Annotated in this window: 24 protein-coding genes and 1 other RNA gene; 20 read left to right on the top strand and 5 right to left on the bottom strand. The window is 58.9% G+C overall.

The features are described from left to right. Positions 1–93: 93 nt before the first annotated feature. The 3 genes from C0039_RS04160 (at position 94) to C0039_RS04150 (ending at position 3,007) form a co-directional block, all read left to right on the top strand. Complete coding sequence (locus tag C0039_RS04160) at positions 94–384, top strand: co-chaperone GroES (protein ID WP_076000387.1); 291 nt, start codon at positions 94–96, stop codon at positions 382–384. 59 nt (positions 385–443) lie between these two features. Next, entirely contained in the window at positions 444–2,087 is a 1,644-nt protein-coding gene (gene groL / locus C0039_RS04155; RefSeq protein WP_101517310.1) for a chaperonin GroEL, read from the top strand. 224 nt (positions 2,088–2,311) lie between these two features. Further along, positions 2,312–3,007 carry a crotonase/enoyl-CoA hydratase family protein gene (locus C0039_RS04150; RefSeq protein WP_076000389.1) on the top strand — a complete coding sequence of 232 codons (696 nt, stop codon included), beginning with the start codon at positions 2,312–2,314 and terminating at the stop codon, positions 3,005–3,007. A gap of 94 nt (positions 3,008–3,101) precedes the next feature. On the opposite strand, the gene C0039_RS04145 is transcribed toward C0039_RS04150, so the two are convergent. After that, entirely contained in the window at positions 3,102–3,683 is a 582-nt protein-coding gene (locus C0039_RS04145) for a Fe-Mn family superoxide dismutase (RefSeq protein WP_101517309.1), read from the bottom strand. Between the two features lie 148 nt (positions 3,684–3,831). On the opposite strand from C0039_RS04145, the gene C0039_RS04140 reads away from it, so the two are divergent. The 14 genes from C0039_RS04140 to rnhB all read left to right on the top strand — a co-directional run bounded on the left by C0039_RS04140 (position 3,832) and on the right by rnhB (position 17,362). Beyond that, positions 3,832–4,458 (top strand): urate hydroxylase PuuD, encoded by a 627-nt coding sequence (locus C0039_RS04140; RefSeq protein ID WP_101517308.1) that lies wholly within the window; start codon positions 3,832–3,834, stop codon positions 4,456–4,458. A 171-nt stretch (positions 4,459–4,629) separates the two neighbouring features. Further along, complete coding sequence (pyrH, locus tag C0039_RS04135) at positions 4,630–5,355, top strand: UMP kinase (protein ID WP_076000392.1); 726 nt, start codon at positions 4,630–4,632, stop codon at positions 5,353–5,355. Positions 5,356–5,383: 28 nt separating this feature from the next. Beyond that, complete coding sequence (gene frr / locus C0039_RS04130; protein WP_076000393.1) at positions 5,384–5,941, top strand: ribosome recycling factor; 558 nt, start codon at positions 5,384–5,386, stop codon at positions 5,939–5,941. A gap of 30 nt (positions 5,942–5,971) precedes the next feature. Then, on the top strand, positions 5,972–6,754 hold the full coding sequence (gene uppS / locus C0039_RS04125) for a polyprenyl diphosphate synthase (RefSeq protein ID WP_076000394.1): 783 nt from the start codon (positions 5,972–5,974) through the stop codon (positions 6,752–6,754). Further along, the gene (locus tag C0039_RS04120; RefSeq protein ID WP_101517307.1) at positions 6,747–7,586 is read left to right on the top strand and encodes a phosphatidate cytidylyltransferase; all 840 of its coding nucleotides are present in this window, start codon (positions 6,747–6,749) and stop codon (positions 7,584–7,586) included. The genes uppS and C0039_RS04120 overlap by 8 nt, the downstream gene beginning before the upstream one ends. Continuing rightward, positions 7,583–8,794, top strand: coding sequence for a 1-deoxy-D-xylulose-5-phosphate reductoisomerase (gene ispC / locus C0039_RS04115; protein ID WP_076000396.1), 1,212 nt, complete (start codon positions 7,583–7,585; stop codon positions 8,792–8,794). The genes C0039_RS04120 and ispC overlap by 4 nt, the downstream gene beginning before the upstream one ends. Then, entirely contained in the window at positions 8,794–10,149 is a 1,356-nt protein-coding gene (gene rseP, locus C0039_RS04110) for an RIP metalloprotease RseP (protein ID WP_076000397.1), read from the top strand. The genes ispC and rseP overlap by 1 nt, the downstream gene beginning before the upstream one ends. Before the next feature lie 47 nt (positions 10,150–10,196). Continuing rightward, the gene (gene bamA, locus C0039_RS04105; protein WP_076000398.1) at positions 10,197–12,782 is read left to right on the top strand and encodes an outer membrane protein assembly factor BamA; all 2,586 of its coding nucleotides are present in this window, start codon (positions 10,197–10,199) and stop codon (positions 12,780–12,782) included. 26 nt (positions 12,783–12,808) lie between these two features. Beyond that, complete coding sequence (locus C0039_RS04100) at positions 12,809–13,327, top strand: OmpH/Skp family outer membrane protein (protein WP_232334739.1); 519 nt, start codon at positions 12,809–12,811, stop codon at positions 13,325–13,327. Between the two features lie 7 nt (positions 13,328–13,334). Further along, a complete protein-coding gene (gene lpxD / locus C0039_RS04095) occupies positions 13,335–14,345 on the top strand; it encodes a UDP-3-O-(3-hydroxymyristoyl)glucosamine N-acyltransferase (RefSeq protein ID WP_076000400.1) in 1,011 nt (336 codons plus the stop codon). A 46-nt stretch (positions 14,346–14,391) separates the two neighbouring features. Then, the gene (fabZ, locus tag C0039_RS04090) at positions 14,392–14,823 is read left to right on the top strand and encodes a 3-hydroxyacyl-ACP dehydratase FabZ (protein WP_076002280.1); all 432 of its coding nucleotides are present in this window, start codon (positions 14,392–14,394) and stop codon (positions 14,821–14,823) included. Then, a complete protein-coding gene (gene lpxA / locus C0039_RS04085; RefSeq protein ID WP_076000401.1) occupies positions 14,820–15,590 on the top strand; it encodes an acyl-ACP--UDP-N-acetylglucosamine O-acyltransferase in 771 nt (256 codons plus the stop codon). Before fabZ ends, lpxA begins: the two co-directional genes overlap by 4 nt. Before the next feature lie 16 nt (positions 15,591–15,606). Beyond that, on the top strand, positions 15,607–16,767 hold the full coding sequence (lpxB, locus tag C0039_RS04080) for a lipid-A-disaccharide synthase (protein WP_101517306.1): 1,161 nt from the start codon (positions 15,607–15,609) through the stop codon (positions 16,765–16,767). Then, positions 16,760–17,362: a ribonuclease HII gene (gene rnhB, locus C0039_RS04075; RefSeq protein WP_076000403.1), complete on the top strand. Its 603-nt coding sequence runs from the start codon at positions 16,760–16,762 to the stop codon at positions 17,360–17,362. The genes lpxB and rnhB overlap by 8 nt, the downstream gene beginning before the upstream one ends. Positions 17,363–17,386: 24 nt before the next feature. On the opposite strand, the gene C0039_RS04070 is transcribed toward rnhB, so the two are convergent. From C0039_RS04070 to C0039_RS04055, 4 genes are read right to left on the bottom strand one after another with little or no spacing between them, the layout of a single operon-like run. After that, positions 17,387–17,962 (bottom strand): BON domain-containing protein, encoded by a 576-nt coding sequence (locus C0039_RS04070; protein ID WP_101517305.1) that lies wholly within the window; start codon positions 17,960–17,962, stop codon positions 17,387–17,389. A gap of 5 nt (positions 17,963–17,967) precedes the next feature. Further along, entirely contained in the window at positions 17,968–18,567 is a 600-nt protein-coding gene (locus C0039_RS04065; RefSeq protein ID WP_084179623.1) for a D-sedoheptulose-7-phosphate isomerase, read from the bottom strand. A gap of 15 nt (positions 18,568–18,582) precedes the next feature. Further along, on the bottom strand, positions 18,583–18,942 hold the full coding sequence (locus tag C0039_RS04060; protein WP_101517304.1) for a YraN family protein: 360 nt from the start codon (positions 18,940–18,942) through the stop codon (positions 18,583–18,585). 38 nt (positions 18,943–18,980) lie between these two features. Beyond that, complete coding sequence (locus C0039_RS04055) at positions 18,981–20,783, bottom strand: penicillin-binding protein activator (protein ID WP_101517303.1); 1,803 nt, start codon at positions 20,781–20,783, stop codon at positions 18,981–18,983. A 67-nt stretch (positions 20,784–20,850) separates the two neighbouring features. Between C0039_RS04055 and rsmI the strand changes: the two genes are divergently transcribed. The 3 genes from rsmI (at position 20,851) to mraZ (ending at position 23,139) form a co-directional block, all read left to right on the top strand. After that, a complete protein-coding gene (gene rsmI / locus C0039_RS04050) occupies positions 20,851–21,687 on the top strand; it encodes a 16S rRNA (cytidine(1402)-2'-O)-methyltransferase (RefSeq protein WP_101517302.1) in 837 nt (278 codons plus the stop codon). A 31-nt stretch (positions 21,688–21,718) separates the two neighbouring features. Continuing rightward, positions 21,719–22,123, top strand: an RNA gene (rnpB, locus tag C0039_RS04045) — RNase P RNA component class A. A 560-nt stretch (positions 22,124–22,683) separates the two neighbouring features. Next, positions 22,684–23,139, top strand: a complete 456-nt coding sequence (gene mraZ / locus C0039_RS04040) for a division/cell wall cluster transcriptional repressor MraZ (RefSeq protein WP_076002282.1) — start codon at positions 22,684–22,686, stop codon at positions 23,137–23,139. The last annotated feature ends 9 nt before the right edge of the window (positions 23,140–23,148 follow it).

Raw genomic sequence — 23,148 nt, 5'->3', positions numbered from 1 at the left:
TCAAGCCTTGAAAAGCCAAATCACGCCCCCATAGAGCAGAACAACCCCGCGTTCGGGGCTTCTCATAACACAGTTACTAGGAGATTTAGAGAAATGAGCATCCGTCCGCTGTACGACCGCGTGGTCGTTCGTCGCAACGCTGAAGAAGAAACCACCGCCGGCGGTATCCTCCTGCCCGGTTCCGCCAAAGAGAAACCCAACCAGGGTGAAGTCGTCGCTGTAGGTGAGGGCAAGATCCTGGATAACGGGGAACTGCGCGCGCTCGCCGTGAAAGTAGGCGATACCGTTGTCTTCGGCCAATACGCAGGCAGCAACACCATCGAAATGGATGGTGAAGAACTGATCATCATGGGCGAGAGCGAGATTTTTGCGATTGTCGAGTAAAGACAGAGCAGATTTCCCGCTTTTCACAGACAAGAACTTTAGATTGAAGGATTTAGAAAATGGCAGCTAAAGACGTATTTTTCGGCGACGAAGCTCGCTCCCGCATGCTCAATGGCGTGAATGTTCTCGCCAATGCAGTAAAAGCAACTCTCGGTCCCAAGGGCCGCAACGTAATTCTGGACAAGTCCTTTGGCGCACCTACCGTGACCAAGGACGGTGTATCCGTGGCCAAGGAAATCGAACTGGAAGACAAGTTCGAGAACATGGGCGCACAGATGGTCAAGGAAGTCGCCTCGCAGGCGTCTGACGCTGCCGGTGATGGCACCACGACCGCTACCGTGTTGGCACAGTCCATCCTTAACGAAGGCCTGAAGTCCGTTGCCGCGGGCATGAACCCCATGGACCTCAAGCGCGGTATCGACAAAGCGGTTATTGCCGCCGTAGCCGAGATCGAGAAAAACGCTATCCCCTGTGAGGACACCAAGGCTATTGCCCAGGTAGGCACTATCTCTGCCAACTCCGACACCCAGGTCGGCGACATCATCGCCGAGGCTATGGACAAGGTGGGCAAAGAAGGCGTGATTACCGTTGAAGAAGGTTCCGGCCTGGAAAACGAGCTGGACGTGGTAGAGGGTATGCAGTTTGACCGCGGTTACCTTTCACCTTACTTCATCAACAACCAGGAAAGCATGAGCGTTGAGTCTGAAGCGCCTTTCATTCTGCTGGTCGACAAGAAGATCTCCAATATCCGTGAGCTGCTGCCCCTGCTGGAGCAGGTCGCCAAGGCCTCCAAGCCGCTGGTGATCATCGCCGAAGATGTTGAAGGTGAAGCGTTGGCTACCCTGGTGGTGAACAACATGCGCGGTATTGTGAAAGTGGCTGCCTGTAAAGCGCCGGGCTTCGGTGATCGTCGCAAGGCCATGCTGCAGGACATCGCTATCCTGACCGGCGGTACTGTGATCTCTGAAGAAGTGGGCCTGGATCTCGAATCCGCCACTCTGGAGCACCTGGGTAGCGCCAAGCGCGTGACCATGGACAAGGACAACAGCACCATTATTGATGGCGCTGGCGATCATGCTGCAATTACTGCACGCGTGAGCGAGATCCGCACCCAGATCGAGAACACGTCTTCTGACTATGATCGTGAGAAGCTGCAAGAGCGCGTGGCCAAGTTGGCCGGCGGTGTTGCCGTGATCAAGGTTGGCGCAGCCACTGAGATCGAGATGAAAGAGAAGAAGGCCCGCGTTGAAGACGCGTTGCACGCTACCCGTGCTGCGGTGGAAGAAGGCGTGGTAGCCGGTGGTGGTGTTGCTCTGGTACGTGCGGTGTCCGCTATTGCCAATCTACAAGGCGACAACGAAGACCAGAACCACGGTATCGCTGCAGCGCTGCGCGCCATGGAAGGTCCTCTGCGACAGATCGTCGCCAACGCTGGCGACGAAGCCTCAGTCGTGCTGGACAAGGTGCGCCAGGGTGAGGGTAACTACGGTTACAATGCGGCAAGCGGTGAGTACGGCGATATGATCGAGATGGGTATCCTGGATCCCGCCAAGGTAACCCGCACAGCGTTGCAGGCTGCCGGCTCGGTTGCCGCGCTGATGATCACGACCGAAGTGATGGTTGCCGACGCGCCGCAGGAAGCTTCTGCAGCGCCTGCAATGCCCGATATGGGCGGCATGGGCGGCATGGGCGGCATGATGTAAGCCCTGTCCGCTACCAACTCAAAAGCCCGGCCTTCGAGCCGGGCTTTTTTTTGTTTTTCTGGCGGGCATGTTCGGTTGTGGCCCGCCCTCTGTCCGGTTTTCTCGCCGCAAGCTTTGCCAGTGCCCCAATGCTGTGGGCTATCATAGAGATGCACGGGCTGGCCTTTATCGGCCACATCGTCTAAGTTACTCGCCCTTTTTAGCCGTTTCTCCGGAGGGCCTCCGTGTCACCAATCGTCACGTTCAACGAAGAAGAAAAGTACTCCCTGATCACCCTGGACGATGGCAAAGTCAATGCCATCTCTTTTGCGTTGCTGGAGCAGCTTCATGCGGCTCTGGACCAGGCTGAAGCAACCGGGAAGGTGGTTATTATCACCGGGCGTCCAGGCAAATTCTCCGCAGGCTTTGACTTGTCGGTAATGGGGCAGGGCGGTGACAAGCTGATGGAACTGGTGAGTAGTGGCGCTGAACTGGCCAGGCGCTTCCTGGAGTTTCCAGCGCCTGTGGTAATGGCAGTCACCGGCCATGCGCTGGCGATGGGGGCCATTCTGCTGATGACTGCCGATTACCGCATAGGCACGGCAGGTAGCTACAAGCTGGGGCTCAATGAGGTGGCGATCGGCATGACCATGCCCTGCTTCGGGGTGGAAATTGCGCGGGCGAGGCTGGACCCGGCGCATTTCGAGCTGTCGGTGAGTTGCGCGCAGATTTATGACGCCGACGGGGCTGTTGCGGCGGGATATCTTGATGAGGCCGTGGATGTCGATCAACTCATGAGTCGATCCATTGCGATGGCCGAGCAGCTTTCGGGCCTGGACATGACCGCTCACAAACAGACGAAAGCGCGCGTACGCGCGCCGCTGTTAAAGGCCCTGGATGAGGCCATGGTGATGGACGCGGCTGCGGGTGGAGGGCTCTAGGGCCGCTGCTTCCTGCCGTCAGGTATCCGTGCAGTACCAAGAAGCAAGGCCGCGCACCCGATGGATGCGCGGCCCTGGTATTGGGCGCTCGCTATCAAGCGAAGTTTTCGTTGACGAACGCCCAGTTCACCAGTGCCCAGAACGCCTCCATGTACTTGGGGCGGGCATTGCGATAGTCGATATAGTAGGCGTGCTCCCACAGATCAACGGTCAGCAGGGGGGTGACACTGCTATCGGTAAGTGGTGTCCCGGCATTGGACGTATTGACAATGGCTACCGAGCCGTCTGCGTTTTTTACCAGCCAGGTCCAGGATGAGCCAAAGTTGTTGACCGCGCTGTCGGTGAACGCTTTTTTGAACGCATCGAAAGAGCCGAAGGCGGCATCGATAGCCTCAGCCACAGCGCCAGTTGCAGCGCCGCCGCCATTGGGGCTCAAGCAGTTCCAGTAGAATGAATGATTCCAGATCTGCGCCGCATTGTTGAACACGCCGCCCTCAGAGTCCTTGACCACCTCTTCCAGGCTCTTCTTCGCCAGGTCTGTGCCCTCGGCCAGTCCGTTAAGCTTGTCCACATAGGTTTTGTGGTGTTTGCCGTAGTGGAACTCAAGGGTTTCGGCAGAGATGTGTGGCTCCAGGGCGTCCTGGGAGTAGGGCAGTGGGGGCAATTCAAAAGCCATGAGCAAGTTCCTCACATTGGAATAATCGAGTGGATAACGTATCAACGCGGCAGGATAGCCGGGCTGCGGGACGGCATCGTTTAAGGCCGCGGTGGAAAGTGTATAATAACTCGGGATTAACAACAAAATATAACCAGGGTGTAAGCATATGAGTAGTCTGATTCTCGAGTTCGTTTTCCGTTGGGCGCACGTACTGTTCGGGTTGGTGTGGATAGGAATGCTCTACTATTTCAACTTTGTGCAGACCGAATACTTTAAGGAAGCTGAAGCGGATGCCAAGGCGGACGCAGTAAAAAAACTGGCGCCACGGGCTCTTTGGTGGTTCCGCTGGGGGGCGATGTTTACCTTCCTCACGGGTCTGGTTCTGTTGCACTTTGTCGGCGCGGCTTACAGCTTTGTTGGCTCAGCGGCGATTTGGGTTGGTGCTTTGGCCGGCATCCTGATGTTCCTCAACGTATGGGTGATTATCTGGCCTAACCAGCAAGTGGTGATAGGGCTCAAAGAGGGAGACGGCCCCGCATCGGCGGCCAAGGCCGGCCTGGCCTCCCGCACTAATACCCTGTTCTCTGGCCCAATGCTGTTCGGTATGCTCGCTTCCAAGCACCTGCCGATGGAGGCAAGTGCGACGGGTCTGATAGCCTGCGTCGTGTTGATACTGCTACTTGAGGCGAATGCAATATTTGGCAAGACCGGTCCGATGACCAGTGTAAAGGGTGTTATCCACTGCAGTCTTGGTCTGACCGCGGTCATCTGGGCGCTGCTGGCGTTTCTCTAGGATACCGTCCGCTCCTGATAAACCCCGTGGCGGAGAAGTAAGACCTTCTCTGTACGGGGTTTTTGTGTGATTGCAGGCAGCTGTTTTTGCGCTGCCAATTCCGCCAAATTCCCGCTGGGGTGCAGGGCCTTTGTCCTGTAATATACGGGCGCAGTTCAAGAGAGGTTTTCTATGCCACAGGCGACGGCTGACAAGAAGTACAAGCGCATACTGTTGAAACTCAGTGGAGAGGCGCTAAGCGGTAGCGAAAGCTTCGGTATAGACCCCAGAATTCTGGACCAGATGGCGCTGGAGATAGGCCAACTCGTTGGTATCGGAGTTCAGGTTGGACTGGTGGTTGGCGGTGGAAACCTGTTTCGTGGCGCTGCCCTGCAGTCGGCGGGGCTGGACCGGGTGACCGGTGATCATATGGGCATGCTGGCAACGGTCATGAATGCCCTGGCCTTGCGCGATGCGCTGGAGCGGTCGAATATCGCAACACGGGTCATGTCCTCTATCCCCATGAGTGGCGTTGTCGATCACTATGACCGTCGCAATGCCATCCGCTCCCTCAGCAATGGTGATGTAGTGATTTTTGCGGCGGGTACCGGCAACCCGTTCTTCACAACAGATTCTGCAGCCTGCCTGCGCGGAATAGAGGTAGAGGCCGAACTGGTGTTGAAAGCCACCAAGGTCGACGGTGTCTACTCAGCAGACCCCATGAAAGTGGCGGATGCTGTCAGATATGAGCGCCTCACCTATGACGAGGTGCTGGATAAGAAGCTGGAAGTGATGGATCTCACCGCAATTTGCCTGTGCCGCGATCACAATATGCCGGTGCGGGTATTTGAAATGGAAAAACAGGGCGCGCTGCTCAAAATTGTGCGCGGCGGTAACGACGGCACTTTGATCGAGTGACGCGCAGGCCCACCGGAGGAACGAGCAAGTGATCAACGATATAAAGAACGAAGCCAGCGAGCGCATGGAAAAAAGCCTTGAGGCGCTGGGTCATAACTTCAACAAAATTCGCACCGGGCGCGCTCATCCGAGTTTGCTTGACGGCCTCAGGGTCGATTATTACGGAGCGGACACGCCGCTGAACCAGATGGCGAACATCAACGTGGAAGATGCCCGCACCCTGTCCCTGGTTGCCTGGGACAAGAGCATGATTCCCGCCATAGAAAAAGCGATAATGAAATCCGACCTGGGTCTGAATCCGGCGACAGCCGGTGAGGTGATTCGCATTCCCATGCCAATGCTCACGGAAGAGACCCGCAAGGGCTATATTCGCCAGGCACGCGCTGAGGCCGAGTCTGCGCGGGTGTCAGTGCGTAACGCCCGTCGCGATGCCAATGCCATGCTCAAGGAGCTGGAGAAAGATAAGGAAATCGGCGAAGACGATGAGCGTCGCGGACAGGAAGACATCCAGAAGTTGACCGATGCCTTTATCGCCAAAGTCGAAAAGCTGTTGGCTGAAAAAGAAGCCGACCTGATGGAGATCTAGGGTCGCTCGACCCTGGAGCCAATCATATACATGTCCGGTCATAGCGCCTCGACAGGCGAAACAGATCCCGGCCCGCCGCATATTCCCCGCCATGTCGCCATCATCATGGATGGCAATAATCGCTGGGCCAAGCGACAAGGCCTGCCCGGTCCTGCCGGGCACCGCGCTGGCGTAGAGGGCGTTCGCAATGTGCTGCGCGCGTGTCGCAACCATGGGGTTGAGGTGCTCACCGTCTTTGCCTTCAGCAGTGAAAACTGGGGGCGGCCATTGCCAGAGGTGCGTGCTTTACTGGCGCTCTTGTCCCGCTATCTGCGCAGTGAAGTGCGCGCTTTGCACGACGACAACATTTGCCTGCGGTTTATTGGTGAGCGCGGTCGCTTCAGCCCGCGCCTGCAGCGCCTGATGCACCAGTCTGAGCTATTGACCGCCGGAAACAGCGCGGCAACGCTGGTTATCGCCGTAGATTATGGTGGTCAGTGGGACATCGCACGGGCCGCCAGGCAACTGGCCCAGCAGGCCCTGTCCGGAGAGATTGCGGTGGAGGATATCGATGAGGATCTCCTGGATCAGCACGTATCCATCAGCGATCTGCCGCGTCCCGACCTGTGTATTCGCACCGGTGGCGATGCCCGGATTTCGAACTTCCTGCTCTGGCACTTTGCCTACAGTGAGCTCTATTTTACCAATACTCTCTGGCCTGACTTCGGTGAACTGGAGTTTGCTCGTGCCCTGGCTGATTACAGTCGCCGCGAGCGCCGCTTTGGCCTGCGGGAGTCCGGGGGGCTGTTGTCCGGGGGAGAGCTCGATGCTTAGGCAGCGCATTATCACCGCCCTGGTCATGGCCGGGCTCTTCCTGGCGGCAATTTTATTCCTGCCGACGACGGCACTGGCGGTGTTGTTTGGGGCGCTGGTGCTGGCGGGCGGCTGGGAATGGTCGCGGATGGCTGGCTGGGAATCACCCATCGCCCGGGGCCTCTTCGTACTGGTCTTGATGGGTTTGTTGATCCTGCTGTTCTTTTATTGTCAGCTGGATGCGCAACCTACACGGGAGCGTGTGCAGCCGGTATTGGGGCTGGCTTGTTTATGGTGGTCATTCGCCCTGCTCTGGGTAAAGAGCTATCCGGGCAGCGCTGCGATGTGGAGTAATCGCATCATGCGCAGCCTGATGGGCCTGCTGATTCTGGCCCCGGCCTGGACCGCTGCAATCTACCTGCTCAGCTACCCGCGGGGCGGGGCATTGATGGTTATCATGGTGCTGGTGGTGGCCGCCGCGGATGTTGGCGCATACTTTGCCGGCAAAAACCTCGGCAAACACAAGATGGCGCCTGCAGTGAGCCCGGCCAAGACCTGGGAAGGATTCTGGGGTGGAGCCCTCTCGGTCGCTGTGATCGGTGTTTTGTTGTGGTACATGCTGCCGGTTCGCGGAGCGCACATTTCCCTGCCCGCGGTGCTCGCGGTCGTGCTGGCAACCAGCATGGCTTCTGTTGTTGGCGACCTTACGGTGAGTATGGTCAAGCGGGAAAGTGGTACCAAGGACAGCGGCAGTCTGCTGCCCGGCCACGGTGGTGTGCTGGACCGCCTGGATAGCCTCAGCGGCGCAGCGCCGGTGTTTGCACTGGGCCTGTTGCTGGCAGGCTGGTCATGACCACCAGGCGAGTGGTCAGTGTGTTGGGCTCCACCGGGTCGATCGGTGTCAGCACGCTGGATGTAATTGCCCGGCACCCGGCCGATTTCTCGGTCTACGCGCTCGCCGCGAACCGCTCCGTTGAACTGATGCTGGCCCAATGCCTGCAATTTCAGCCGCAATATGCGGTGATGATGGATGAGTCCAGCGCCTCCAAACTGCAGGAGAAGCTGCCGGCGGAGTCTGCTGTTCAGGTGCTGCATGGCGAGGAGGCGTTGGCCCGGGTAGCCAGTGATGATGAGGTGGACTGTGTCATGGCGGCTATTGTTGGCGCTGCCGGCCTGCCCTCCACGCTAGCAGCTGCACACGCGGGCAAGACCCTGCTGCTGGCGAACAAGGAGTCTCTGGTCATGGGCGGGCACCTGCTGATGCAGGCGGTACGCGACTCCGGGGCCCGCTTGCTGCCCATAGACAGTGAGCACAATGCCATCTTTCAGTGCCTCCCGGTGGATCCACAGGCCCGCCCGGGACGCGACGGTGTCAGTAAAGTGCTACTTACCGCTTCCGGGGGGCCGTTCCGCACCTGGACCAGGGAGCAGATGCACAAGGCCACCCCGGATCAGGCCTGCGCCCACCCCAATTGGTCGATGGGTCGAAAAATATCCGTGGACTCTGCCAGCTTGATGAACAAGGGCCTGGAATTCATCGAAGCCTGCTGGATTTTTGATCTCAGCCCGGAGCAGGTCGAGGTGGTGGTGCATCCACAGAGTATTATTCACTCCATGGTGCAATACCTGGACGGCTCGGTACTGGCGCAGCTGGGCAACCCCGACATGCGTACGCCCATTGCCTATGGGCTGGGCTGGCCACAGCGCCTGGCTTCCGGGGTGGCCCCGCTTGACCTGGTCGCAACCGCGAGACTGGATTTCGCTGCGCCAGACGAATCACTGTTTCCCTGCCTGCGCCTGGCGCGCGAGGCCGTCGCCACCGGCGGCACGGCGATGGCCATCTGCAATGCGGCGAACGAGATTGCCGTGGAAGCATTCCTGGCGGGGCGTGTGCGCTTTACCGATATCCCGGTACTGATCGAGAGAGTGCTGGAAACAACGCCGGTGGTTGAACCCACTTCGCTTGCCGTGGTCGAATCGGCAGATGAAGAAGCGCGCGCGCAGGCTGTAGCGCTGCTTACGGACATGAACGGCAAACCCGAGGAAGCAAGTCTCGCGTGATGGATACGCTGTACACAATTGCAATTACGCTTGGCACCCTGGCCGTTCTGGTGGCGGTGCACGAATACGGGCATTTCTGGGTGGCGCGCCGCTGCGGTGTCAAGGTGTTGCGCTTTTCTATCGGCTTTGGCAAACCATTGGCGGGCTGGACCGATAAGCTGGGCACGGAATACAGCGTGGCGGCAATTCCGCTGGGTGGCTACGTCAAAATGCTCGATGAGCGCGAGGGCGAAGTGCCGCAGGCCGACCTCGATAAGGCATTCAACCGCAAACCGGTACTGCAGCGAATTGCGGTGGTGATCGCTGGCCCCCTTGCCAACCTGATTCTTGCCGTTGTCGCCTACTGGTTCCTGTTTATGGCCGGAGAAAGCGGTTATACCCCGGTGATTGGCGAAGTTGAGCAGGGCTCGATTGCTGATGTGGCGGGGCTGGAGGCCGGACAGGAAATACTGGCCGTCGACGGAAAGGACACGCCCACCAGGCAGGCGCTGGGCTTCGCGCTGCTGGACCGTATTGGCGATACTGGCTCGATTCTGTTTTCAGTGAAATACCCGGGCTCGGATATGGTTTACGAATCCGAGGCGATGGTCACCCGCTGGCTTTCCGAACAGGAGGAGCCTGATTTGTTCGGTGGCCTGGGTCTGGTGATGTACCGCCCGGCAGTGCCGCCCGTGGTTGATCAGGTGATGGCCGACAGCCCAGCAGAGCGCGCGGGTCTGCAGACCGGCGATCGGATTTTAACGGCTGACGGCGAACCGATGACCAGCTGGATGGACTGGGTACGTCATGTGCGTGCCCGTCCCGGACAGACGGTTACGCTGGGCTTTGAGCGCGATGGGCAGGCGCAGCAGGGCGATATCGTTCCGGAGGCCGTGAGCGACGAGGACGGTGTCGAATATGGTCGGGTAGGCGTCAGCGTGGTGCCGCCGGCGATGCCAGAAGAAATGCTGCGTAAATTTAACCGTGGGCCAATCGAGGCTGCGGGCGCTGCCGTGGTCCGCACCTGGGAACTGATGGGCTTCACCGTCAACTCCATCAAGAAGATGGTGATGGGATTGATATCGCCAAAAAACTTGAGTGGCCCAATTACCATTGCTAAAGTGGCGTCCGCCTCGGCCAAGTCGGGTCTGGAGTCATACATAGGCTTCCTGGCTTTGCTCAGTGTCAGCCTTGGCGTACTCAACTTGTTGCCCATCCCGGTACTTGATGGCGGGCACCTGCTTTTTTACACCATAGAGCTATTGGCTGGCCGGCCAGTACCTGAGAAAATACAGGCGCTGGGTTTCCAGGTAGGCTTGTTTCTGGTTCTGGGGATGATGATGCTGGCCCTTTATAACGATTTTACCCGTCTGTAGTGCGCGCTCAGCATCGCTCACAGTCGGATCCGTTGGTTGATTGAACTTTGATTAGACGACTTCCCAAATTTCTGGCGCTGGTGTTGATTTTCTGGGCACCGCTGGCTGCTGCCCAGACCTTTCTCATTTCCGATATTCGCGTAGAGGGGCTGCAGCGTATTTCCGCAGGCAGTGTCTTTGCTGCCCTGCCTGTCGGGGTGGGCGACATGGTTGACGAATATGCCATTCGCGCCTCTGCCCGCAGCTTGTTTGCCACGGGTAACTTTGACGATATTCGAATCGGCCGGGACGGCAACGTGCTGGTAGTCGTGGTTGCGGAACGGCCGAGCATCAGCGAGATCAATATCGACGGCAACAAGGCTATTGAGACTGAGGCCTTGTTGGACGGCCTGAAAGGGGCGGGCCTGGCGGTTGGCCAGGTATTCCAGCGCTCTACCCTGGAAGGCATGCAAATGGAGCTGGCGCGGCAATATGTGCAGCAAGGTCGTTACGACGCCGCAATTGAGACCGAAGTACTACCCGAACCACGCAATCGCGTGACCATCAATATTGACGTGGACGAGGGTACTGTCGCCTCCATCAAACACATTAATGTGGTGGGCAACGAGGTATTCAGTGATAGTGAGCTCGACGATATCTTTGAGCTCAAGACCACCGGCTGGCTCTCATTTTTCACCAATGACGACAAGTATTCGAAGGAGAAGCTGACCGGCGACCTGGAGACTCTGACCTCTTATTATATGGACCGCGGCTACCTGCAATTCCGTATCGACTCCACCCAGGTCTCTGTCTCACCCAATAAGGAAGAGGTGTACATTACGGCCAATGTATCCGAGGGTGAGAAGTTTACCGTTGGCAAGGTTGATCTCTCCGGTGACCTGGTTTTGCCAGAAGAAGACCTGCGGCGTTTCCTGCTGGTCAATGAGGGGCAGACGTTTTCCCAGCAGCTGGTCACGTCCACGGAAGAGTACATCACTCGACGCCTGGGTAATGAAGGCTACAACTTCGCCAAGGTCACCGGTATTCCCGAGGTCGAAGAAGGCAGCAACGTGGTTGGTATGAAATTCTTCGTCGACCCGGGCAAGCGCACCTACGTCAGGCGTATCAGTTTCAAGGGCAACCAGAAGACCGCCGATGACGTATTGCGTCGTGAAATGCGCCAGATGGAAAGTGCCCCGGCTTCATCGTCGAAAATCGAGCAGTCGCGTATTCGCCTGGAGCGCCTGGGCTATTTCAGCAGGGCAACTGTGGAAACCCCGCAGGTGGCAGGACATGATGACCTCATCGATGTGGAGTTTGAGGTCGAGGAGCAGTCCTCCGGCAGTATCGGGGCGAGCTTTGGTTATGCGCAGGACGCCGGCCTCATACTCGGCCTGAACCTGCAGCAGGACAACTTCATGGGTACGGGCAAACGCGTGGGGATCAGCCTGAACTCATCCCGTTACCAGGACCTGTACAACTTCAGCTACACCAATCCGTATTTTACCGAGGATGGGGTGAGTCGTGGATTCAACGTTTACTACCGCTCTACAGATCTTTCCGAGGTTAACGTGGCCAGCTATACGACCGACACCTTCGGGGCCGCCCTCAACTTTGGTTACCCAATAAAAGAAACTCAACGCCTGGGCTTCAGCTTTGGTGTGTCCGACACGGAGATTACAGCGGGTCGATTTGCAGTGCAGGAAATCAAGGCGAGCCCTCGTCTCGACCGGAACATTGATTACTGGTTCGATAGTAACGAGATCTTTGTCGACGGGGTCCGCACAGGTCTGTTCACGGGGCCTGAGGAAGTTTTCCCTATCAATACCATTCCACCGGAATACCTCACTGCGCCGGCTGAACCCGGGTTCCTTGACGAAAATGGCGACAATTTCACTAACTGGACCATCACCTCCAGTTGGAGCCAATCCACACTTAACCGGGGCCGCATGGCCACTCGCGGTACCGCTAATTCAGTGGCTCTGGAAGTCGCCATGCCCGGGTCTGACCTGGAGTTCTACAAGCTGACTTATCGCGGCGAGATCTACTTCCCGATCAGGGGATTGTGGACGGTGCGTTTGCGTGGGGAACTGGGTTATGGCGATGGTTACGGAGATACCACAGAGCTGCCTTTCTACGAGCATTTCTATGCCGGTGGCTTCGGTTCGGTGCGCGGATTTGAAAGCAACACCCTGGGACCTCGCTCCACGCCTGCCGAGCTCTACGATACCCGCAACGCGGTGACGGCGGTCAATGAGAATGGTACACCCACACAGGTTGGTGAATTCGGTTATGTGGGACAGGATGGCAAGGTGGGCGTACAGACCCTGCGAGATGACCCGGATCCCTTCGGTGGCAACGTGCTGGTAGAGGGCAGTGCTGAGTTGCTGTTCCCGCTGCCCTTTATCAAGGACCGCAGTAAACTGCGTTCCGCTTTCTTCATCGACGTGGGCAACGTGTTCAACACCAAGTGCTCAGCTTCCCAGATCAACTGCTTCGACGTGGATGCCGATGAGTTGCGCTACTCGGTGGGTGTCGGTGTGACCTGGATTACCGGTTTCGGCCCCATGACCTTCAGCCTCGCCAAGCCTCTGAATGCGGGTGATGAGGACGAGGAAGAGGCCTTCCAGTTTACGCTGGGCCGTGGATTCTGATTATTGTTTAAAACCTGGAGAAAAACGTGTTTAGATTTTTAAAAGTTACATTCGCCGCACTGGCTTTTACCCTGCCCACCCTGGCAATGGCGCAGGGCAAGATCGCTGTGGTCAACCTGCAGGAAGCCATTTTGCAAACAGACATCGCGCAAAAGCGTTTGACGGAAGTGCGTAATCAGGAAGACTACAAGGCAGACAAGGCCGAGTTCGACAAGCTCAAAAAGGAGTTTGATCAACTGGTGCAAAAGTTCCAGAAAGATGCCGCCGTGATGAGCCAGGAGCAGCAGGTAGCTGCGCGGCAAAAGCTGGCGAACAAGCAGTCTGACCTGGAGCATGTGACAGGAAAGCTGCAGCAGGCAGAGCAGGGTGCTGGCCAGGGTTTGCTGCAGGAAATGTCGCCCAGGGTACAGGAAGTGTTGCGCGAGTTGATTACTACCGAGGGAATTGGACTGCTACTGCAGCGCTCCTCTGTGATCCACGCTGACGCCGGATACAGCATCACCGCTAAAGTGACAGACAAGCTGAATCAAATGCCCGCCGAGTAAGCACGAGGTGATTAGTCTGGGCGAGCTGGCGCAGCGTTTTGACCTGGAGTTGTCGGGGGACCCCGATCGCTCTGTCAGCGGCCTGGCGACGCTGGCGAGTGCTGGCGCAGACGAGATCGGCTTCCTCTCCAACAAGAAGTACGTCAGTCAACTGGCCACAACCAGGGCCGCCGCAGTGATTCTGCACCCTGATCTGGTGGATGAGTGTCCCGTTTGGACGCTTGCTACAGAGCATCCCTACGTGGCCTTTGCGCGGATTACGGCGGTGTTTGACCGCTCGCCTCCAGCGGCGGCAGGTATTCATCCCTCCGCAGTGGTGTCACCAGACGCGACTATCGCTGCTGATGCCAGTATCGGTCCCAATGCCGTCGTCGAGGCAGGCGCAGGGATCGGTGCCGGGGCGCTGGTGGGTGCAAACGCCTATATCGGGCATGACAGTTTTGTCGGTGCGGGGACGCGGATCAATCCCGGGGTGGTGATCTACCACGATGTTCGGGTGGGCGAGCGCTGCCAGGTGCACAGCCAGGCCGTGCTGGGTGCAGACGGCTTCGGTTTTGCGCCGGGTCCGGAGGGCTGGGAGAAAATCCACCAGCTGGGCGGTGTACGTATCGGCAACGACGTGGAAATCGGGGCCTGCACCACCATCGACCGGGGCGCGCTTGATCACACCGTGATTGAAGACGGGGCGATCATCGACAACCTGGTGCAAATTGCGCACAACTGCCACATCGGAAAAAATACCGCGATCGCCGGTTGCACGGGTCTGGCCGGAAGCACGATCATAGGCGCTAATTGTACGCTGGCAGGAGGCGTCGGTGTTGTCGGGCATGTAGAGATCTGCGACGGCGTGCATGTGACGGGCATGACCATGGTCACCCGTTCCATCACCGAGCCCGGCTCTTACTCCTCCGGCACACCCATGGCGGCCACCAGAGACTGGCGCAAAAATGCAGTCCGTTTCTCCCAGCTTGAGCGGATTCAGCAGCGTTTGGCAGCCCTGGAAAAGCAGCAGCATTAACAGGCAGGCGCGGTTGCGCCTGGCTTCCCAGGACAAGGATCCACCGATGATGGAAATCGACGAAATTCGCAAATATCTGCCGCACCGCTACCCTTTCCTGCTGGTCGACAGGGTTGTGGAAATGGAGCTTGGAGAGTCCATTGTCGCGTATAAGAATTTGACGATAAACGAACCTTTCTTTGATGGGCACTTTCCCGACAAGCCGGTCTTCCCGGGTGTGCTGCTGGTGGAGGCCATGGCCCAGGCAGCGGGCATACTCGGCTTCAGGAGTATGAACAAAACACCGGCCGACGGCTCCATCTATTATTTTGTCGGCGCAGACAAGCTTCGTTTCAAGCGGCCCTGCATACCCGGTGACCGGGTAATGTTGCGGGCAGCGATTGTTTCTGAGCGCAGGGGCATCTGGAAGTTCGACGTCAGCTCCGATGTCGATGGTCAGCTTGCCGCATCAGCCACTATCCTCTGTGCTGACCGATGATCCACGAAGCCGCCATTATAGAACCCGGAGCACGTTTGGCTGACGATGTGACCGTGGGCCCGTGGTCGCTGATTGGCGCAGATGTGGAGATAGGACCGGGTACGATTATCGAGCCCCATGTGGTGATTCGCGGACCGGCCCAGATTGGCGCGGGCAACCACATCTACCAGTTTTCCAGTATTGGCGAGTCGACCCCGGACCTGAAGTATCGCAACGAACCCACGCGGCTGGTCATCGGTGACAACAATATTATCCGTGAGAATGTAACCATTCATCGCGGCACGGTGCAGGACCGCTCGGAAACGACGATTGGGAACGAGAACCTGATCATGGCTTATGCCCACATCGGTCACGACTCTGTTGTTGGTAACCACACCATCCTGGTCAACAACACCGCACTTGCCGGGCATGTTCATGTGGGGGACTGGGCAATACTCAGCGGCTACACCCTGGTGCACCAGTTCTGCAAAATCGGTGTGCACAGCTTCAGTGGTATGGGCACGGCTATCGGCAAGGATGTTCCGGCCTACGTCACCGTCAGCGGCTCGCCGGCAGAGGCCAAAACCATCAATACGGAAGGCTTGCGCCGTCGAGGTTTTTCCGCTGAAGCGATCAGTCAGTTGCGCCGCGCTTTCAAAATTCTTTACCGCCAGGGCCTGACCCTGGAACTGGCGCTTCAACGGTTAGAAACCATGCTCAAGGAGACGCCGGAGGTTCAGGTGTTGATTGACTCCGTTCGCGCTTCGGAGCGCGGCATCGTCCGCTAGTGACTGGGTCCTGAAGATGCCCCATGGCGTCTTGCGCGTTGGTGTGCTTGCCGGCGAGGCCTCCGGAGACATCCTGGGTTCCCGCATACTGGCAGCGCTCAGGGAACAGTGTGACCAGCTGATTGTCGAGGGGATTGGTGGCCCCCTGATGGAAGCGCAGGGTCTGCGCAGTATGTTTCCGATGGAGCGCCTTTCGGTCATGGGCTTCGTTGAGCCTTTCAAGCGCTTGCCCGAACTGTTGCGTATCCGGCGAGCCGTTTTCGAGCACTTTCGCGACGACCCTCCCGATCTTTTCCTTGGTATCGACTCCCCCGACTTCAATCTGCGTCTCGAACGCAAGCTGCGTGAGTGTGGTATTCCCACTGCTCACCTGGTCAGCCCCTCTATCTGGGCCTGGCGACAGGGTCGCATTCGCAAGATCAAGCGGTCGGTAGACCTGATGCTGTGCCTGTTTCCGTTTGAAACCGGCGTTTATCGGGAGCATGGCGTGCCCGTGCGTTTTGTCGGGCACCCGCTGGCGGATGAGCTGCCGGCAACAGTGGATGCGGCTGCGGCGCGGCGTGATCTCGGTCTGGAACCCGACGGCCGCCTGCTTGCGCTGCTGCCGGGTAGTCGCGGCGGCGAGGTGAGCATGCTGGCGCCGCTATTTCTGCAGGCGGCCCGGGACCTGTGGCAACAGCAACCGGACCTGTCCTTTGTGCTGCCCGCAGCCAATGCAGAACGCGAGGCACAATTGCGCACGCTGCTTGCCGAGCAGCCAGATTTACCGGTGACGCTGATATCGGGTCGATCCCGTGAAGCGATGGCGGCTGCGGATGCGGTACTGCTGGCCTCGGGCACGGCTACCCTTGAGGCGGCGCTGCTCAAGCGCCCCATGGTGGTTGCCTATCGCATGGCAGCGCTCTCATGGTGGTTGATTAGCAGTCTCGCACGCACTGAATATGTGGCGCTGCCCAATGTGCTTGCCGGTCGCGCACTGGTCCCTGAACTGCTGCAGGATCGCGCCACCCCCGAGGCCGTGGTGGCCTGTATGCAGCCCCTGTTGAAGGCGGGTGAGGCCGCCGCTGACCAGTTGCAGGCCTTTGACGAGATGCACCGGGAGCTCGCTCGCGGTTACGCTGGCGAGAGTGCACATGCCTTGCTGGAACTGGCACAGGGAAAACTGAATCGTGGATGATCTGTTTCAGGTCGCTTACGAGGGCGCGGATATTGCTGGCGTTGACGAGGTGGGCCGTGGTCCGCTGGCGGGCGATGTCGTCGCCGCAGCGGTGATCCTTGATCCCCGGCGCCCGGTAGAAGGCCTGCGGGACTCGAAAAAGCTCTCTGCAACGCGGCGCGAAGAGCTGGCAGGGATCATCTGTGCCAACGCTATAGCCTGGTCGATCGCCAGGGCGAGCGTGGAGGAGATCGATCGACTCAATATTCTGCAGGCATCGCTGTTGGCGATGAAGCGAGCCGTGGAAGCGCTGCAGCCGCAACCGGGCTATGTGCTGGTGGATGGTAACCGACTGCCGCAATGGCGCTACCCATCAGAGCCCGTGGTCAAGGGTGACGACAGGGTGCCGGCGATTGCTGCCGCATCTATTCTTGCCAAGGTGCAGCGCGATGGGGAGCTGGTGGCGTTGGAAGCGCAATACCCCGGATACGGCTTCGCCGCGCACAAGGGCTATCCGACGTCTGCGCATCTCAACGCCCTGCGCGAACTGGGGGTGACGCCTGCCCACAGGCGCAGCTTCGGTCCGGTGCGCAAGTTGCTGGAAACCGGCAGCTGATTACCATTCTGACTGGCAGTCCGGCTAATTTAGCAATTCAAACAGCTTGACCACTTTCTGGACACCGCCAATGTCTGCAGCCTCTGCCGCAATGCGCTCCGCTTCTTCCGGCGTCGCCAGGCCCATCAGGTAAACAACACCGTCCTCGGTAACAACTTTTACTCTGGTCCCTTCAATGTCGAAGTTACCCAGTAAGAAAGACTTTACCTTGGTGGTGATCCAGGTGTCCGAGGTGCGGGTCATCGCCGAACTGGGGGCGGCGATCTCCAGTTCATTGTAGATTCGCCGCACGCCACGCACCTCCTTGATCACCCTGGTAGCCTGGTCCTTGAGGGCCTGGTTGGCTACCTGACCAGCGATGAGCACGTAGCCGTTGTAGCTTACGACCTTGATGTTGGTGTGGTCAAAGTCCTCATTGGCGTCGTGGATGTTGACCAGTGCCTTGGTTTCTATGTTTTCGTCCTCGATCAGACGGCCCAGTGTGCGCTCGCCCTCGTCCTCCTCGATGGTGTTCATCTCCATCGTAGCCAACATGCTGCCGCAGCCGCCCAGGCTGAGCAGCCCGAGGGTGAACAGGGTAAGAGTGAAGCGTTGCAGCATGGCGATTAATTCTCCTGGTAATTGCCGAACAGGTTTTGTTCGATGAGTTCGCAGAGGCACTGCACAACGATCGTCTGCAGCTCCACCCGTTGCGAGCGCCTGGCGGCGTTTATGGCGATATTGGCGTCCCCGGTCTGCAGCACTGATGACAGTGCCGCGCCGTCGTCACAGGTGATGGCGACCACCAGCATGCCCCTGTCGTGAGCGGCTTCCACCGCTGCGACCACTGCAGCGGGATCTCCCCCACTATGCAGCGCCAGTAGCAGGTCGCCCTCCTGGGCCAGCGCTCGCAGCGGCCTTGAGAAGATGTCTGCCGGGCCCTCATCGCTGAGCACCGCGGTGATGCCGGCGCCGTCTGCGCACAGGTTGAACGCGGGGAGTGCCGGGCGCTCCTGGTCTAGCCTGCCTATCAATGAGGTGACGAGCAACTGACTGATTACTGCATCCACACCGTTGCCTGCGCTGAACAGCCTGCCGTCATGCAGCAGCACCTGAGTCATCAGTTCACTGGCCTGGGCTATGGGTTCCGCGAGTTGGTCCACAGACATCGCGATGTTTTCGATCGTCTGCTGAAAACGAGCTGCAATGTTCTGGTAGTGGTCCAAGTCGTCCTCTGGTATCTATTCGGTGAAGGCGCCGCGAATCCACAGCGGCGTCTGTTCGGTAGCGGATTGTGGCGGCTGGAAGGCGACCACGTCAAATCGGCAGGGCAGGTGCGCGTACTTTCGGTGGCGTTGCAGGAACCACTGTGCGGCTCTTACCAGACGCCGGCGCTTGCGCAGGTCCACGGATGCCGCGGCGGAAGCAAAGCGAGAATTGCTGCGAGCCCTCACCTCAATGAAGACGAGGTATTGCCCTTGCTGGCCAATGATATCCAGTTCTCCGACGCGACAGCGAAAATTGCGCTCAATGATGGTCAAGCCCTGACGCTGCAGCCAGCAGGCCGCCTGTTCTTCGTAGTTATCTCCCAGCGACTTCAAGCTGTTGCCCTCCCCATGCTGATGCAGAGGGAGTGTAACTATAGCGGCTTCAGTCGGTCGCCATCAAAAACCGCCGCCGGCAGTTTGCGTTCTATCTGCAGGTCTGGATTCAGGCTCAGTAACCCGGTATGTCCCCTGATCAAGGCATCTGGCCCCGCCTGCAACTGTGCGAAGCGCGATTGCACACGATAAGCATCAACGCCCAGCGCATTGAGCCGGCTGTATTGATGGCTGTTGCTATTGCTCAGGGCTTTCAGCAAATCGGGGTCGGAGCCGAGCAACCAGGGTATTTCGAGAATGTGCGTGCCATCGAGATCCCTGTCCCGCGTGTCTGTCCGGCCGCCGTGTATGCTGGATGTGGCGTAGACCGGCAGGGCACCGGCATAGTGAAACGCCAGTAAGGGTTTGATGGCCCTGGCCTCCTCCGGCGTGCGGCTGAGCATAAATACGGCGTCGATGTCCTGACGTCTTCGTGGCGTGAACTCCACATTGCTGGCCAGCATATCGCGCACCTTGCGCCGGCGTAGCTCGCTTGCTTCGATGCCCAGGCCCGACTTTACACCGGCGGAGTAGTCATCCTTGCCTGTGTAGGAGACGCTCTGGACCAGGGCTCCGCCCAGCGCCCGCCACCGGCTGTCCAGGGCTGCTTCTATCTTGTCTCCCCAGGCGCCCGCAGGCCGCAGGACCAGTGCCCGTCGAGCACCCTGTCCAAAGGCAGTGTCGGCCAGCTGAACTGCCTCATCCTCAGGTGAAAGCGACAGCTGCACCAGCGCACTTTGGGCGGGAGTGGCCCCCTGCTCAATGCGGTTCAGGGCGATAACCGGGGCCGGTCGCTGGGGCATTGCTGCGACCGCGCCGACGGAACCCTTGCTCAGCGGCCCAACGACCAATTGCGCCCCCTGAATAATGGCATCACTGTAGGCATCGCTGGCGCCTGCATAGAGACTTGAGTCGATTACCATAATCTCGCCGGGTGCTTCCCCCGCGAGGCGAGCGCGGAAGTAACTGGCGAGATAACCGTCGCGAACTGCCTTGCCAGCGGGAGCCAGTCGCCCACTGAGTGGCAATATCAGCGCCACCCTGGTGGGTGCAGCCGCCGATTGTGCCAGCAGTTCCAGCCCACCGGGTAGCGGATGGGTTGCCGGGTGGCCCGGGTTGTTCTCTTGCCAACTGGTGAGCTCCGCCCCCAGGGCGAGTACGCTGTCATTGTCGATGCGCGCCAGTTCCAGCCAGCCGCGCCAGCTGGCGTCGGTTGCCTCTCGCTGTGCCTGGGCAATTTTTTCCGGGGTGCAGCGCAACAGGTCTTGCCAGATGCTGCGCTTGATTGCGGGCCGGTCTGCTTCCGGCGCGGTGTCCATGATGCGCGTCCCCAGTTGCGCGCTCTGCAGGTGTTCCCCCTGGAGGCCAAGTAAGTGACGCTGGAAGTTGCTTGCCCGGTAGGCGATGGCGGGGTGCACGTCAGGGCGGGCCAGCTGGTCCAGTCGCGACCGGGCGCTTTGCAGTTCGCCGCGCCGGTAGTCGAGGCGCGCCAACAGGTACTGCAGGTAGTCGGCATCGTCCTGGCTCAGGTCTGCTTCCTCCAGCGGTGAGAGAGTGGCGCTGGCACTCATCCAGTCGCCGTTGACGAGTGCGGCATCGGCGCCGGCAAACTCCGTCGCAAACAGCGAAGCTGGTAAGCTTAACCGAACAGCATTGTCATCGGGTTGGCTGATGACGGGCGCCACGGTCTCTTCCCGTGGCGTTGTGTCGGTGGGTGCGCTGCCGCAGGCCTGCAACAGGGCCACTGCCAGTAGCACAATGGAAGTGCCGATTGTTCTTAACGGGGTATGTATTGCGGTCATGCTATCCTGCGTTGCTTGATTCTGTTGGGTCCACCCGGTGGCGAGGTGGATAGTATAAGGGGTAATCGTGGAGACTGGGCTCTATATTGTAGCGACACCGATTGGCAATTTTGGGGACATGACTTCGCGGGCCGTGGATGTGTTGCAAGGCGTTGACCTGGTGGCGGCGGAGGACACCCGCCACAGTCAGCGCCTGCTGCAGCACTTTGCCATCGATTCGCGCCTGACCGCCTACCACGATTACAGCGATGAGCGCGCGCAGCAGCGCATCGCAGAGGTGCTGGAGGGCGGCGGCAGCGTGGCATTGATCTCTGACGCAGGAACCCCGCTTATCTCTGATCCGGGCTATCGCCTGGTGCGAGAGATGCAGGCGCGGGGTTTTCGGGTATACCCTGTACCGGGTCCCTGTGCGGCTATCGCCGCGCTGAGTGTCTGTGGTTTACCCACCGACCGGTTTCGTTTTGAGGGGTTTCTCCCGGCCAGGGCAGGCGCTCGCGACAATCGGCTGCAGGCGCTGGCCTCGGAAACTGCGACACTGGTGTTTTACGAGGCACCGCATCGGATAGCCGTTACTCTCGCCGCGATGGCCGCGGCATTCGGAGGTGACCGCGAGGCAGTGCTGGCGCGGGAGATCACCAAGACATTCGAGACTATAAAACGCGATACGCTGCAGGGGCTGGGCGAATTTGTAAACGCTGATGCCAACCAGCAGAAAGGGGAGATCGTATTGATTGTTGCCGGTATGCCTGCGGAGGAGCTCAAACTGGATGCTTCCACCGCCGGTTTGTTGCAGCGCCTTGCCGGAGAGCTGCCGGCGAAACGCGCAGCCGCGCTGGTTGCTGAATACACGGGGCTGCGCAAGAAGGTCCTTTACGATTACCTGCTGTCCGTGAAAGGTGATTGAGTGCGCGGGCGCGGACTGTTAATCTTGCGCCCGAGTCGGTCAGGCGATCGCTTCTCGCGGCTTTCGGGCTCGCGGGGGGAGGAAAGTCCGGGCTCCACAGGGCAGGGTGCCAGGTAACGCCTGGGGGGCGAGAGCCTACGGAAAGTGCAGCAGAAAGGAAACCGCCCAAAGAAGGGGTTCGCCCCTTTTTGAGAACCGCTAAAAGGGGTCTGACCCCTTTTATGGTTGGGTAAGGGTGAAAAGGTGCGGTAAGAGCGCACCGCGCGGCTGGTAACAGGCGTGGCGATGGTAAACCCCACCCGGAGCAAGACCAAATAGGAATCCGTAAGCCGTGGCCCGCGGTGGATTCGGGTAGGTCGCTTCAGGCAGCTGGCGACAGCTGTCGCAGATGAATGGTCGTCCACGACAGAACCCGGCTTATCGACCGACTCCTTGAATCAGACCCCCGGTCCTCTTGCGGACCGGGGGTTTTTTTATGCCCAGGGACGGGCGGTACGTCCCCGGGAGGCAAGGATGCCGGAGGGGACGCGGCTGGGAATAAGTACCGGGTCCCGGGTAAGTATCAAGTACCAGCGAGAGGCAGGAAGCCGGAGCGTCCCAGGTCAGGAAGTAACCCACCTCTTCGCCCGGCGTTCTGGCGTCTGACCGGGGCCGATGCTCGGTCAGTCTCAAGCAAATGATCACGCCCGCTGTCCTCCGGCTCGTTTCTTATGCCTTTTTAGACTAACGCGCTCCCGCTCACATGAAAATTTAGCCTGTAACTTAAAGTAGAACCTTAACACATGAGGTTAGGGGGCTGTTTTTGTGGATTTTTTACGCTCAAAGAACCTCCGAAATACGCTTGAAAACCCCCGTAAAGGCCTGAATTTACAGTGTTTTTTCCCTTCGGCTCCAGTTGACGCGCATCCTTGCCAGGCCTATAGTGTCGAAAAGTGGGAATAAGTGGATAAATCTGTCTTTTTGTGGGTTTGAAGGCAGGTGAGTGGGGAAGTCTGGGTGTTTCGCGGTGTACAGCACGTAAATATGGACGCAAAGGGGCGGCTGGCTATGCCAGCGCGCCAGCGCGAGCCATTGCTGTCGCATTGTGACGGTAAAATTGTCATCACCATTGATACCCAGACCAAGTGCCTCGTAGTGTACCCCCTCCCGGAGTGGGAGCGAGTCGAAAAAGATATTAAAGAGCTCCCGTCTCTCAATCCGGCGATAAAGCGCTTCCAGCGCCAGGTGCTTGGTTACGCCACAGACATAGAGCTTGATGGTAACGGGCGAATGTTGCTGCCGCAGTCGCAGCGCGAGTACGCCCAGCTGGGCAAGAAGCTGGTTCTCGTCGGGCAGGGTGACAAGCTTGAAATCTGGTCTGAGGCTCTGTGGTTGGCCGAACAGGAGCAGGCGCTGGCGGCATCCGCGGAAGGTGAGCCGCTGCCCGCTGAACTTCTCTCTCTGAAGCTCTAGGTGGCGCCC

It is taken from the genome of Pseudohalioglobus lutimaris (assembly GCF_002866825.1).
GTDB lineage: Bacteria > Pseudomonadota > Gammaproteobacteria > Pseudomonadales > Halieaceae > Halioglobus > Halioglobus lutimaris.
The sequence above is the reverse complement of the archived record's forward strand: the minus strand, read 5'-3'. Positions and strand labels throughout refer to the sequence as shown.